The 13,373-nt window shown below is 72.4% G+C and carries 9 protein-coding genes, 2 tRNA genes and 1 pseudogene; 1 reads left to right on the top strand and 11 read right to left on the bottom strand.

Annotation, left to right across the window (positions count from 1 at the left end):
- Nucleotides 1-9: 9 nt before the first annotated feature.
- Complete coding sequence (gene speE, locus DYI95_RS11740) at nt 10-897, bottom strand: polyamine aminopropyltransferase (protein WP_116899674.1); 888 nt, start codon at nt 895-897, stop codon at nt 10-12.
- A gap of 71 nt (nt 898-968) precedes the next feature.
- Complete coding sequence (locus DYI95_RS11745) at nt 969-1,430, bottom strand: pyruvoyl-dependent arginine decarboxylase (RefSeq protein ID WP_116899673.1); 462 nt, start codon at nt 1,428-1,430, stop codon at nt 969-971.
- Between the two features lie 281 nt (nt 1,431-1,711).
- Between DYI95_RS11745 and DYI95_RS11750 the strand changes: the two genes are divergently transcribed.
- The gene (locus DYI95_RS11750; protein ID WP_116899672.1) at nt 1,712-4,429 is read left to right on the top strand and encodes a transglycosylase domain-containing protein; all 2,718 of its coding nucleotides are present in this window, start codon (nt 1,712-1,714) and stop codon (nt 4,427-4,429) included.
- A gap of 26 nt (nt 4,430-4,455) precedes the next feature.
- Here the strand turns inward: DYI95_RS11750 and DYI95_RS11755 are convergent, their stop codons facing one another.
- The 9 genes and pseudogenes from DYI95_RS11755 to DYI95_RS11795 form a co-directional block, all read right to left on the bottom strand.
- Nucleotides 4,456-4,950, bottom strand: coding sequence for a 23S rRNA (pseudouridine(1915)-N(3))-methyltransferase RlmH (locus DYI95_RS11755; protein ID WP_243149768.1), 495 nt, complete (start codon nt 4,948-4,950; stop codon nt 4,456-4,458).
- A 22-nt stretch (nt 4,951-4,972) separates the two neighbouring features.
- Complete coding sequence (locus DYI95_RS11760; protein WP_116899670.1) at nt 4,973-6,301, bottom strand: S1C family serine protease; 1,329 nt, start codon at nt 6,299-6,301, stop codon at nt 4,973-4,975.
- Nucleotides 6,302-6,318: 17 nt separating this feature from the next.
- The gene (locus tag DYI95_RS11765) at nt 6,319-7,116 is read right to left on the bottom strand and encodes a hypothetical protein (RefSeq protein ID WP_243149999.1); all 798 of its coding nucleotides are present in this window, start codon (nt 7,114-7,116) and stop codon (nt 6,319-6,321) included.
- A gap of 517 nt (nt 7,117-7,633) precedes the next feature.
- On the bottom strand, nt 7,634-9,043 hold the full coding sequence (locus DYI95_RS11770; RefSeq protein WP_116899668.1) for a M23 family metallopeptidase: 1,410 nt from the start codon (nt 9,041-9,043) through the stop codon (nt 7,634-7,636).
- A 184-nt stretch (nt 9,044-9,227) separates the two neighbouring features.
- Nucleotides 9,228-9,937 (bottom strand): annotated as a pseudogene (locus DYI95_RS13315) (YheC/YheD family protein).
- Nucleotides 9,899-9,974: transfer RNA gene (locus DYI95_RS11780), tRNA-Thr, on the bottom strand. Before DYI95_RS11780 ends, DYI95_RS13315 begins: the two are co-directional and overlap by 39 nt.
- A gap of 49 nt (nt 9,975-10,023) precedes the next feature.
- Nucleotides 10,024-11,496: a hypothetical protein gene (locus tag DYI95_RS11785; RefSeq protein WP_116899873.1), complete on the bottom strand. Its 1,473-nt coding sequence runs from the start codon at nt 11,494-11,496 to the stop codon at nt 10,024-10,026.
- 318 nt (nt 11,497-11,814) lie between these two features.
- Nucleotides 11,815-11,887: transfer RNA gene (locus DYI95_RS11790), tRNA-Asp, on the bottom strand.
- Between the two features lie 147 nt (nt 11,888-12,034).
- On the bottom strand, nt 12,035-13,342 hold the full coding sequence (locus DYI95_RS11795; RefSeq protein WP_116899667.1) for an adenylosuccinate synthase: 1,308 nt from the start codon (nt 13,340-13,342) through the stop codon (nt 12,035-12,037).
- Nucleotides 13,343-13,373: the final 31 nt, after the last annotated feature.

The following is a 13,373-nucleotide window of genomic DNA, read 5'->3' on the forward strand; positions in this document are numbered from 1 at the left end:
CCGTGTCCCTCAAGACCCCTTGCTGCCCGGAACCGGTGGGCCACCCGCCGGTGCACCGGCCGGCTCCGGCTCCACCAGCTCGGCAACGAAGGGTGGTAGTGCAAAGGCTGCCCGGTGGACCTCCGGACTGTAGTACCGCGTCTGGAGGCGCGCTTCTTCCCAGGCCCCTTCCCGTGGCCGGCGCGGGTCGGTTCCCCGCGTGCCCACGCTGTAGGTCCAGAAACCGCCGGGGTAGGTGGGCACCACGCCCCAGTACAGTCCGGCCACGGGGAAGACCTGCCGCAACGAGGCCTGCACCTGGCGAATCAGCTCGCGGTTGAAGAAGGGCGACTCCGACTGCTGGACGAAGATGCCCCCGGGCCGCAACGCCCGGAAGACGGCACGGTGAAAGTCCGAGCCAAAGAGGGCCACCGCCGGCCCCACCGGATCGGTGGAGTCGACGATGATCACATCGTAGGCGTCGGGATGTTCCTCCACGTGGCGGATGCCGTCGGTGAAGAACACCCGGGCGCGGGCGTCGGCAAAGTTGTTCAGCTCGGGCAGGTGCCGGCGCGAGACCTCGACCACCCGCTGGTCGATCTCCGCCATGTGGGCCTCTTCCACCGTGGGGTGGCGCAGGACCTCCCGCAGGACGCCACCGTCCCCGCCGCCAATGACCAGCACCCGCCGCGGATGGGGGTGGGCAAACAGGGGCACGTGGGCCATCATCTCGTGATAGGCGAACTCGTCCTTCTCGGTGGTCTGGATCACGTCGTCCAGCACCAGCATGCGGCCGAACTGGACGGTGTCCAGCACCATGATCTCCTGGTAGGGGCTGCGCTCCTGGTGGAGCACCTGCCGCACCCGCACCGAGATCCGGAGGTCGGCCGTTTGGTCTTCGGAAAACCAAACCTGCACTGCGCCCACCCCGCTCTACCGCCGGAACGGCGCCGCTCCGGTGACGGGTCCGCCGCCCGGCATGCTGAAACCTAGTACCAGAGCACCGCCGCGGCCACCACGGCGCCGGGCCGGTCCCCCACCACCATCTCCGCCGCGGCGACCCGCACCTCCCGCAGGGCCATGCCCCGCCGCCGGAAGGCCTCTTCCACCATGGCCCGCACGGCCTGCTCGGCTTCCTTCTGGGTACAATGCCCCGAAAATTCCATGATGGTGCCGTAGTCACGGTCGGAGAACCCGACCGCCACCGCCGCGGCGATCCGGTCGCCCTTGACGTCGCTGGCGATGGTTCCGTAGGCCGTGGGGGTCAGGGAACCCGGGGGGATGTCCAGCTTCTCCACCACCTCGCAGTCGGGCGGAAGGATGCTGGACACCTTGATCAGATTGAGGTTGCCGATGCCGGCCGCCAGCAGGGCGTTGTCGAAGGCCGTCAGCTTGTGGTCGCCCTCGCCGCTGCCCGCCACCACCGTGACCTTCTTGGGTGTGGGAAGCAACCCCTTCGCCTCCTTGCCCGGTGCCGGTATGCGACGCGGGGGCTGCCGGGGCCTGGCCGCCGCGAAAACACGGCCGCCGGCCCTGTTCCCGGCCGGCATGCCCCCTGCAGAGCCGGACAGGCGCCCGGCGAGCCGCACCGGCGCCGTCCACGGCCCCGCGCCCGCTTTGCCGGCCGCTCGTCCGGCCGGGCCGTCCTGAAAACCATGCTGTAATGTATCGAAACCCTCCCGGCCATGCAAGGACGAGTTGGGCGGCCATACTACCCGCGGGAGGGTTGCTGATGGGCACCGCCAACGGCGCCCGGCACGGGGGGACGAACCGGCCCGGGCCGCGCGGCGGGGGATACACCGAGTGGCGCCCGCGGCGCCGCACCGGCGGTATGGGCGACCGCCGGCCCGGCCCCGCAGGAACCGGCGGGCGCGGTTCCGGACATCGGGGAGGCCGCCACGGGCGACCGTCCCTGGCCCGGCGGGTTGCCCGCTGGGCGGGCCTGGCGGTGGTCTTCCTGGCCCTGGCCGGGGCCGGCGTCGTGGCTTTCGCCGCCGCCACGCCCCTGCCCAAGCCCCAGGTCCCCCAGGCCACGGTGGTCTACGACATCGAGGGCCGGATGATCGCCAGCCTGTACCGCCAGAACCGCCAGGTGGCCCGGCCCGAAGAGATCCCGCGCAGCTTGCGCCAGGCCGTGGTGGCCGCGGAGGACGCCCGGTTCTACCGCCACCACGGCTTCGATCCCGTGGCCATCGGCCGGGCCGTGGTGCGCAACCTGGAGGCCGGGCGCATCGTGGAAGGGGGCTCGTCCATCACCCAGCAGCTGGCCCGGACCCTGTACGACCTCTCCCTGGAACGCACCGTCGGCCGCAAGTTCCGGGAAGCGCTGCTGGCGGTCAAGCTGGAGACCCACTACACCAAAGACCAGATCCTGACCATGTACCTCAACCAGGTGTACTTCGGGCGCGGTGCCTACGGGGCCAAGGTGGCGGCCCGGGAGTATTTCGGCAAGCCCCTGGATGAGCTGACCCTGGCCGAATCGGCCACCCTGGCCGCCTTCATCCGCGGTCCCGAGATCTACTGGCGCGATCCGGAGCGGGCCAAGGGGCGGCGCGACTGGGTGCTCTCGCGCATGGCCGAGCTGGGGATGATCACGGCGGCGGAGGCCGAGCAGGCCCAGGCGGAGCCCCTGCGCCTGCGGCCGCCGGACGAGCCGGACACCCGGGCGCCCTACTTCGTCGACTACGTCCGGGACCAGCTGGCCGCCCAGGTGCCCGAGCTGGCAAACCAGATCTATACCGGCGGGTTCCGCATCTACACCACCCTGGACCTGGACATGCAGCAAGCGGCGGAAGCCGCCGTGCAGCGCCTGGACGACCTGGTGGCCCCCCTGGAGGAGCACCAGGGCATACCGCAGCCCCAGGTAGCCCTGATCGCCCTCGACCCGTCCACCGGCGGCATCCGAGCCATGGTGGGCGGCCGTGACTTCGAAACGACGCCCTTCAACCGGGCGGTGCGGGCCCGCCGCCAGCCGGGGTCCGCCTTCAAGCCTTTCCTCTACACGGCCGTGCTGGCCGCCGGGGAACCCATCACCACGCCGGTGGCGTGCCGTGCCCGCGAGTACCCCGGTGGAGAGGGCGGCCGGCCTTACGTACCCAGCGATTACGGGGACGAGAGGTACCACAACGCCTTCCTGGACATCCGGCGGGCCGTGGCCATCTCCGACAACGTGGTCGCCGTGGAGTGGATGAACCGGGTCAAGCCGGGACGCGTGGCCGCCCTGGCCCGGCGCATGGGCATCACCTCGCCCCTCACCACCCAGCACCTGACCCTGGCCCTGGGCGAATCGGCCGTCACCCCCCTGGAGCTGGCACGCGGCTACGCGACCCTGGCCAACCTGGGCCAGCGGGTCGACCCCTTCGCCATCCTGCGGGTTGAAGATCGTGACGGCAGGGTGCTCTTCCAGCACGACCCCCAGGCGGAACGGGTCCTCGCCCCCGATGTGGCCTGGCTGATGACCGATGTGCTCAAGAGCGTCTTCGATCCCGCCTATAGCGGCACCGGGCGCGCCCTGGGCATCGGCCGGCCCGCGGCGGGCAAGACGGGGACCACCGACGCGTCGCGGGACGTCTGGTTCGTGGGCTATACACCGGACCTGGTGGCTGCGGTCTGGGTTGGTGCCGATGACAACCGGCAAACGGTCCGGCTGCCCGGTGGCGCGGGGGCCACGGGGAGCAGCACCGCCGGGCGCATCTGGCAGGCGTTCATGCGGGTCGCGCTGGAGGGGCGCCCCGCGCGGGACTGGCCCCGTCCCGACGGGGTGGTGCGGGCCAGCGCCTGCACCCTGACAGGTGCTCTGGACAACCCGCAGTTCCAGTGGCGGGAGGAATGGTTCCTGGCCGGGCACGTGCCCCCGCCCAACTGCCTGGCCCTCCTGCAGGATCCTCACATCCGGGAGGACCTGGCCGCCGCCGGAGGCGCACCCCGGGGGCTCTTGCCGGTGCCCCTGCCTTCGCTGCCCGAGCTACCGGGGCTGCCCGGGTTGCGGCCTCCCGCAACGGAGCCGCCGGGCCCAGGGCGGGAAGCACCGGAGGGCGGCCCGCCCGGCGGCCGTCCCGATCCCGAGAGCCCGCAGGCGCCGGCGGAGCCACCTCGCGGGCCGGCCCAGGAACCGGAAGGCGGGCCGGAAGGGGAAGAACCGGAAGAAGCTCCGTCCCAGCCCGGCGGCCCCAGCCCGGGCGCCGCGCGCGGGGGTAGGGAGCGCGGCGGGCCAGGCTCCCCGCCTGGCAGCCCGCAGGGCGAGGCCACCCCCGAACAGGGCCCTCCCGGCCAGGGCGGGCCGGAGGCGCCCGCAGGAGACGTGCCCGGCAGCGGTGCCGGTCCCGGGCAGGACGGTGCCGGTGACGCGACCCCGGGGCACCGACCGCCGGCCGGTCCCCGGGATGCCGGTGCGGGCTGGCCCTGGGAGAGCTTGCCGCGCCCGCCCGAGGGCCGGGCACCGCATCCCTAGCGGAACGGCTGGGTCAGCTTACCCGGTCAGTAGTGGTACGGCTCGCCCCGGAGGATGCGGAAGGCGCGGTAGAGCTGCTCCAGCAGGATCACGGGCACCATCTGGTGGGGGAAGGTCAGGTGGGAGAGGGACCACCGTTCCCGTGCCCGCTCCAGGACCTGGGGTGCCAGGCCCAGGGGACCGCCGATGATGAAGACCAGCCGGCTGTCCCCCTCCACCATGCGCTGGTCGAGCCACCCGGCTACGTCCTCGGAGGTCAACATGCGACCCCGGCGGTCCAGGGCCACCGCGTAGCTCCCCGGATCGAGGGCGGCCAGCAGCCGCTGGCCCTCGGCCTCCAGCACCCTCTGGACCTCACCCTGGGTCCGGCGGGCCGGGATGGGCTCGCCGGGCACCCGCCGCTGGTGGACCCGGGCGTAGCGTTCCAGGCGGCGCGCGTACTCTTCCGCCGCCCGCCGCAAGGCCGGCTGGTCCAGTTCCCCGACCGCCAGCAGTTCGATGTGCACGGGCAATGGGCTCACCCCGGCCCCATGATACACCCTGTCAGGTACCGAGTTCGGCCAGGGTGACCTGGATGCGGCGGGTGCCGGCGGCGCCGGCCACCTCCAGGGTGACCTGCTGGCCCGCGGCTTTGCCGTCGATGATGCGCAGGAGGTCGACGGTGTCATGGACGGGCTCACCGTCGCAGCCTACCACCACCTCACCGCGGGCCAGGCCCGCGCGAGCCGCCGGAGAGCCGGGTTCGACCCGCCAGATGACGGCGCCGCGCCCGCGGGCCAGAGCCGTGGCAAACTCCAGGGCCCAGGCGGGATCTTCCCGGGCCAGCGCCGTCACCTGGACCACGTCCACCACCTCGACCCCCAGGGAGGGCCGCCGCACCCGGCCGTAGCGGATCAGGTCGCCGGCGATGCGGCGCACGTCGTTGGCGGGGATGGCGAAGCCCAGCCCCTCAAAGTGGTCCTGGGAACCGCCGCTGCCGGCGATCTTGACGGTGTTGATCCCGATGACCCGGCCGCGGGCGTCCACCAGGGCCCCGCCGCTGTTGCCCGGGTTGATGGCCGCGTCGGTCTGGATCAGCCTGAAGATCCGTTCGCCCACCACCGGGGCGCCTGCGGCGGGCGGCGGCATCGGCTGGAACAGTTCCTCCCGCACCCCGCTGACGATGCCCAGGCTGACGGACCGGAAGAGCCCGGCCGGGCTGCCGATAGCCGCCACCCACTGGCCCACCCGCACCCGGTCGGAATCGGCGAAGGTCGCCGGCTGGAGGGGGCCCGCCCTCCTGGGGTCGACCCACAGCACGGCAAGGTCGGAATACGGGTAGTCTTCGGCGACCAGCCGCGCCGGCACCCGCCGTCCGGAGGGAAGCAGGATTTCGATGCGCTGGGGATGGATGTCCCGGGGCCGGGCCGGTCCGCTGCCGGCGCGGCCCTGGCTGCCTCCGGGAGGGGAGGCTGGGGGCGACGGCGCCCCGCCGGGAGCGCTGGCGGAGCCGGAGCCGCCCGCGGTGGTCTCGGGGGGAGCCGGCATAGAAACCACGTGGTGGTTGGTGACAATGAAGCCCCGGGCATCGAAGATGACCCCAGAGCCCGTCGCCCGGGCTGCCACCACGGGAGCTCCCGTCACGGGATGGGGTCGCAGGTAGGTGCTGATGACACCGACCACCGAAGGCCCGGCGATGCGGTGGATCGCCTCGGCGGGGGATGACGCGGCGGGGCCGGCGAGCCACAGACCCGCACCCAGGATACCGGGCTTGGCCAGCCAGGCAGCGCCTGCACCCACCAGCCCGCCCACCACCCCGGCCAGCAGCGCCAGAGCCCAGCCACCGGCCAGCCGGCGTACAGCGCGGCGGGCCCCTTCGCGGAATCCTTTCACCGGCCTGCCTCCTCGGGTCAGGAGCCCGGTGCCCCCGGCAGCAAGCGTGCCGGTTCGACCCCGTAGACCTGGCGGGCCGCCGCGGCAAAGGGGCGCCCCGCGGCCAGCTCCCGGGCCAGCTGGGCCAGATGGCCGGGCCCGGCCTGGGCGGCCAGCCGGTCGTAGAGGCACAGGGCCGCGCCGTAGGCATCGTCCGTGGGCAGGGAGGCAAAGCCGCCGTTCAGGTCGTCCCATGCCACCGGCGGGCACCGTCCGGCCCAGCTGAAGGTGAAGCCCGTCAGCTCCCGGTCCACCGCCTGCGCGAGGCCCTCGGTGAACCAGGCGGGATAATTGCCCAGGGCCGCCCGGTCCAGCAGCCAGTGGGCCAGCTCGTGGGGCACCGGTCCCAGGCGCATGAAGGTTTCCCGCTCCCCCGCCCAGGTCAGAGGATCGGCCACGTGGATCACGCCCGCGGCGTAGAACCCCAGGGGCGGGTCCTGCGGGTCCCATCCGAAACTACGCGCCAGGTCGGCCGGGGATGCGTGCACCACGAACACCGCCGGCTGGTCGGGCAACGGCAGGCCGGTGACCTGGGCCACCCGCGGCAAGGAGGCAAGGGCGTAGTCCCGTACCCAGAAGGCCCCTTCCTGGTGGCCGGCGGGGTAGATCACCTGCACGGGACCTGCGGCCAGCTGCTCCCAGCCCGGCCGCGGCAGCTGGACGGCAGCCCGGGAGGCGGCGGTGCGAGCCGTCCAGGCCACCTGGGCGGCCCGCACCGAGGGCGAGGCGCCACCGGGCGCCATACCCAGCACCCATCCCAGCAAGGCGACCAGCAACAGGGCTGCCAGCCGGCGCCGGAGGTGGGCTCGGTGCGGGCCCCCGGTTACAGGGTCCGGGGCGCCACCGCCCGTCGCAGGATCCGAAGCGCCGCCCGCAGCCGGGCAGGCAGCCGGCGCAAGAAGGCAGGCGGAAGCCGGCACGCCGGAACCGGGCCGATCCGCGGGCAGGTCCGCGGGCCGGCCCGTCCCGGGCGCGCGCCGGTTGCGCAAGAACTGTTGGATCCAGCGATGCAAAATCCCCATGGTGGCGCCTCCTCCGGTCTCTCCCGCCTTTCTTTGTACAGCGGGGCGGTGGAAGGCGCCACGTAAGAACTGCCACAGCGCACGTCAGTCACGTTCCAAGGGGCCGGATGGAGCGACGATAGGCTTGGATGATCCCAGGCCCCCAGCACCGGCGCGTCCAGGCTCGCGCCGCCCGCACCCTCAGGCAGGAAGGAACGAGCGGCACCCGGGCTGGGTGCCGCCCTCTGGGATTCTGGATCGCTCGGGGATCAGAGCAGGCAGCCCCACGGCATCAGGGCAGGTAGGGCCATGGCGAGACGGCGCAGCCGGGGCTTGGGCAGCGGCGCACCTCGAAGTGCAGGTGGGAGCCGGTGCTGTGGCCGGTGCTCCCGACGTAGCCGATGACCTCGCCCTGGGCGACCCCCTCGCCCACGCGCACCGCGATGCGGCTCATGTGCGCGTAGTAGGTGTACAACCCACCCTGGTGACGGATCTGGACGGCGTAGCCGTACCCGCCTGCCCAGCCTGCACTGACCACCGTGCCGCCGTCGGCGGCCCGCACCGCCTGGCCCGTAACGCCGTCGATGTCGATGCCGGTGTGCAGGGAGCCCCAGCGCGGGCCGTAATTGGAGGTGATGCGACCGCGCAGCGGCCAGATGAAGCGGCCCGTGCTGACACCGGCCACGGGCCTGGTGCCGATGACCACGATGCGGTCTACCGGCTGGCGAGTGACCTCTTCCTTGACCTTCTCTTGTTCGACGATGCGGCCGTCCTGGCGCTTGACGGCGTAGGTGATGACCTTCTCGCCGTATTCGCCCTCCTGTTTCACCCGCTGCTTGCCCGCATCCAGATCGTCGTCGTACTCGCGGCGGGTGGCGAAGGGCACGCGCTCGGTGACCACCAGGAGTTCCTCGGACTCGAAGCTGATCCACTGCTCCGGCACGTTGAGGCGCAACTCCTGGCCGGGCTGCAGGCGCTCCGGGTCGACGTCCGGATTCGCCGCCAGCAACTGGTCGACCGTGAGGCCGTTGGCGGAGGCGATGGTCCAGGGCGACTCGCCCTCCCGGACCACGTGCACCTTCTCCTCTTCCTTGCCGGCCGCCAGCATGGCGAGAACCTGGACCGCATCCTTGATCTGATCGACGGGTACGTTGTCGCGCTCCTGGAATTCCACCTTCTGGCGGATGGCCACCCGGCGAACGTCCAGCTTGCCCTCGCCGGCGCGGGCCTCCAGCTCCCGGACGTACCGCGCCTTCAACTCGTCCAGGACGGACTGGGCCGCTTCTCTCGATGGCAGCGCCGCTACTTCCTGACCGTCGACCACCAGCACGGTCGCCCGGGTCAGGAAATCGCCCGCTGCCCGCAAGCGCTCCGCCAGGGCATCCTGGGAGAGGGTGGGGTACCGGTCGTGGGTCACGATCTGCTCGACTGAAGGCGGCGTGGCGAGGCGCACCGGAAAGCCGAACTGGTTGCTGGCGTCGCGCTCGGCCTGGGCCACGGCGTCACCCACCGTCTGCTGGCCGGCGACATACCCCAGGGTCTCGCCCCGCAACTCCACACGGTAATAGGTCGACTGGGACTGGACGTAGACCGTGGTGCCAAACAGGTACACCACGATAGCGGCGGGAATAAGGGCAACCCACCAGCGCCTCCCCCCCGGCGGCGCGTGGGAGCCAAAGAACGACAGGATTCGCTTGTCCACGGGCCGATTCTCCCTCCCCGGAGGATGCGGAACCCATAAAGGGGATTCGCACGCCCACCAGGTTTTCCTTCTGGTGGACAGCCCTTTTTTCGCATTTGCAGGGTCCTCGCCGTCAACAAGCCGGGAAGGCGGCCCGTCCCGGGCCAATTACGGTTCATGCGCGGCCGGTGCTTGTCCAGATTGGTCAACGCCAGCCCGCCAGCCACGCGGCGTACTCGACGGGCGCGCGGTGGATGCGTTCCAGGGCCTGCGGGTCGTGGGCAAAGATGCCCAGGTCCGGCCCGCCGTTGCATTCCAGCAGCCAGAGGCGCCCGCCCTCGTCCACCGCCAGGTCCAGGCCGGGGTCGGCCAGGTGGGCAAAGCCGCGATCCAGGGCAGCGGCAGCAGCGCGGCCTGTTCCAGCTCGCAGGCGAGTTCCGCGCCGCGGGAGGGGCCGAATACCGCGACCAGCACCGCCTCCGGATCCATGGGCGTGGCGCCATGGCGGATGTGGGTCAGGACCGCGCCCGGTGCGGCCACTCGCGCCACCGCAGCCGTGCACTTCCAGTCGCCACCGGCCCCCCGCTGAACCATGTGGCGGAAGTCGAAACGGCGCCCGTGCCAGCGGGCCTGGTCCAGCCCCTGCTGGACCAGAAAGCGGCTGCCGGGCGCCAGGCGCTCCAAGAGAGCCACCAGTTCTCCGTAGGAGGCACGACGACGGTGGCCTGCGGCCTGTTTGGCGGCTGATCCATGGCTATGTACCGGGGGCCGTGGCCGCAACGGACACGAGCATGAGCAAGCGCCCAATTCGGTGAAACCGGCGACATCGCGCGAAGAGAAAAACAAACCCGCCGCGGGTCGCGCCGCGGCGGGCTCTGGAGCTGGTGGCCGGATTCGAACCGGCGACCTGCGCATTACGAGTGCGCTGCTCTGCCTGCTGAGCTACACCAGCCCGTCGGCGGGAATGGCGCCGGGTCTCCCGGCGATAGGCCACACCCATTCTAGGACCCGCCGGCGGGAGCCGTCAAGCCGCCCGGCCCGCTGCCGCGGGGAACGGGGCGCGCGCCTTCAGGGGACGGCTCGGATGGCTCCTGAAGCCCTGCCGTACCCGCCGGCCCTGCGGGGCCGCCCCCAGCCGGGAATTCCCGGGCCCGCCTCCGCGAGCGCCGGTACAGCCAGCGCAGCCAGAGAAAGCCGCCCAGGTCGCCCAACAGGCGACCTGCCACGTAGAGGCCGCCGCCCACCCACAGGGCGTATTGCAGGAGGGAGAACGGGTAGCCCCACAGGGGCACCCGCAGGCTGTGCCAGGACACCCATCCGGCCGCCAGGGGAAGAATCAGCAACGCGGGCAGGGCCGCCCAGGCCCAGCCGTCAGGCCGCCGCCCGATCCGCCACAGGCCCGCACGCGCCAGCGCGAAGACCGTCCAGGTTACCACCAGGAGCCAGAGCACGTCCCGGCGGCGGGTCACCACCCGGCCCCACATGCCGGTGGTGGCCGTCGTGGCGACAACCACCCGGGGCGGCGCCGTCTCCCAGCGGTGATAGCCGTAAGCCCCCGGCCGGGATCCGGCGCGGCCGGCCTCGTCGCGGAGCCCCTGACCGGCAGAAGCAGGTTCCGGGCCTCCCTGGTCAGGGCCGGTTGCAGCCACACCGGCCACGTAACCCGGCGGCACCGCCACGTGCACGTCGACGGGGCCGAAACCGGCCCATGCCTCCGGGGACAGTGGAACCTCCAGCTGGTAGACGGGCGACAGGTACCTGCTGGTCTCCCACCCCAGGGCCACGCGGGGAAAGCGCAGGAGAAGTTCGTGGCTCTGTCCCGGGCGAAGGATGACGTCGGTCCCCAGGGCCTGGCTGGCAACCAGGGCGGCCGGTGGCGACGGGACGGGGTAGAACCCGCCCGCCAGCGGGTCGAGCCACAGCCCGGCGCCAGCGGGCGGCCAAGGCGCCCTGGTGCCGGGTCCGGGTTCCGTGCCGGTGCCCGCCGGCTGTCCGGGCTGCTCGCCGGGGTAGACGCCGGGATACAGCTCGGCCGGCCGCCCGTCCCATAGGGCGTCGACCTCCGGGGGCGCCAGAAACCGCAGCGACACCGCGCGCGGGCGACCAGACTCGCCGGCCAGGCGCAGGGTGTACCGTGCCTCCACCGTGGCCGTCACCCGGGCGGGCAGCAGGGAGAGGGTGGCCTCCTCGGCCTCCACGTTCACCGACAAGACCAGGCGGCTGACCTCCACGGGCACGGCGCCGGCCACCGGTACCACGCCCCCTACCGCGGGTCCTGCTACCACCGGCGGAAGGCCGTCCTCGGCGGCTGCGGGCCCCGTCGCCAGCGGCCCCGCCAGTGCCGCCGCGCCAGCGACAACAGCCATCAGGAACCAGCGCGCCAGTACCCGCAGGGGACGTCTTGGGGGCCGCGGCCCTGGTCCCCGGGTATCGATGATGCCGCCCCGCCCTGGATGCTTGACCCCTCGGCCCATGCCATCACCGCCGCCATCCGCTGCCCGCGCCAGGCGCCGGCCGGCCCGGTCCGGCCGGGCTTGCCTCGTCAACCGGCCTTCGCCAGCGGCGGCGGCCGTTCCTGCCGCGTTCCGCCAAGCTCGCGGGTCTACCCATGAGGCCCTGGAATCACCCGGGCCGCAGCGCCAAGCGGCAAGAAGCGGCACAAAAGGCCGGGGCGCCCGGGTCCCCCAAGGGACCGGGCGCCCCGGTTCCGGGTCGCCACCGGCTGCCTGGCTGCGGTCCGGCCGGCGGTTACCGGCCTAGCCGTCCAGGCTGGTACCGGTCACATGGTCTTGCGGAGGCGACGGGGATCGAACCCGCGATCTCCGGCGTGACAGGCCGGTGTGTTAACCACTACACCACGCCTCCACCCGCGGCACCCGCCGCCCCAGCGGCTCCCGCCGGAGTTCGGGGACCTCGGAAGGAACGGTCCCGGCGGCGCCGGGCGCGATGGTCATTCTAGCACCGGCCCCGGCGGGTGTCAACGGGCGCTGCCCGCGCGCTGGGCCGGCACCGTCAACCCAGGCCGCCCGCGCCCCGCGGCACGAAAACGTCGCGCAACCCCAGGGTTTGGGCGCGCTCGCGGCCGATGGACACCAGCACCACGGGCACGCCCACCAGCTCGGCGACCCGCTCCAGGTACCGGCGCGCCGCAGCGGGGACCTCCTCCCAACGGGTGAGGCCCGAGAAGTCGGCCGGCCAGCCGGGCAATTCCTCGTAGATGGGCCGGCAGCGGGCCAACTTGAGGGCGCCGGGTGGCAAATCCTCGACCCGCCGCCCGTCCAGCTCATAGGCCACGCAGATGCGCACGGTGTCCAGGCCGCCCAGGGTGTCCAGGCGGGTGATGGCCAAGCCCGTCAAGCCAGAAACCCGGGCCGCGTAGCGCAACACCACGGCGTCCAGCCAGCCGCAGCGCCGCGGCCGCCCCGTGGTGGTGCCGTACTCATGACCCCGCTCCCGGATCCAGTCGCCCGTCTCGTCCAGCAGCTCGGTGGGGAAGGGGCCGTCGCCCACCCGCGAGGTGTAAGCCTTGGCCACCCCGATGACCTGGTCGATCCGCGTCGGCCCGACGCCCGCGCCGATGCACGCGCCGGCCGCCGTGGGGTAGGACGAGGTCACATAGGGATACGTCCCGTGGTCCAGATCCAGCATGGTCCCCTGGGCGCCCTCAAACAGGACCCGCTGGCCGGCGTCGATGGCATCGTTGATGAGGCGGGAGGTATCGGTCACGAAGGGCCGCAGCCGCTCGGCGTACTCCAGATATTCCTGGAGCATCTGATCGTAGTCGTACCCCTCCACGCCGTAGACCCGCTCCAGCAGACGGTTGACCTGGTCCAGGTTGCGGCGCAGCAGGCGGCGGAACTGGGCCTCGTCCAACAGGTCGTCGACCCGGATGCCCGTGCGCGCCGCTTTGTCGCGGTAGGCGGGCCCGATGCCCTGGCGCGTGGTGCCGATGCGGTCCTCGCCCCGCCCGGCCTCCTCCAGCTCATCCAGGCGCTTGTGGTAGGGCATGATGACGTGGGCGGCGCCGCTTACGGCGACGGCGTCCACGGCGTGGCCCCGTTCCTCCAGATATTCGATCTCCCGGAGGAACACGGCCGGATCCAGCACCACCCCGTTGCCGATGACGCAGCGCTTGCCGTGCAGGATGCCCGAGGGAATCAGGTGGAGCCGGTACTCCCGGCCGTCGACCACCACCGTGTGGCCGGCGTTGGCGCCGCCCTGGTACCGCACCACCATGTCCGCCTGTTCCGCCAGGTAGTCCGTGATCTTCCCCTTGCCCTCGTCGCCCCACTGGGCGCCGACGATCACCACCGTGGACATGGGCGTCCCCTTTCTTATTCCCCGCCCTGGC

The organism is Thermaerobacter sp. PB12/4term (assembly GCF_003403315.2).
Taxonomy (GTDB): Bacteria; Bacillota; Sulfobacillia; order Thermaerobacterales; family Thermaerobacteraceae; genus Thermaerobacter.

What these genes read in the sequence shown, in the direction of transcription:
- DYI95_RS11750 (WP_116899672.1), top strand. Translation starts at nt 1,712, where the DNA reads ATGGGCACCGCCAACGGCGCCCGGCACGGGGGGACGAACCGGCCCGGG.
- DYI95_RS11785 (WP_116899873.1), bottom strand. Translation starts at nt 11,496, where the DNA reads ATGGGCCGAGGGGTCAAGCATCCAGGGCGGGGCGGCATCATCGATACC.
- DYI95_RS11795 (WP_116899667.1), bottom strand. Translation starts at nt 13,342, where the DNA reads ATGTCCACGGTGGTGATCGTCGGCGCCCAGTGGGGCGACGAGGGCAAG.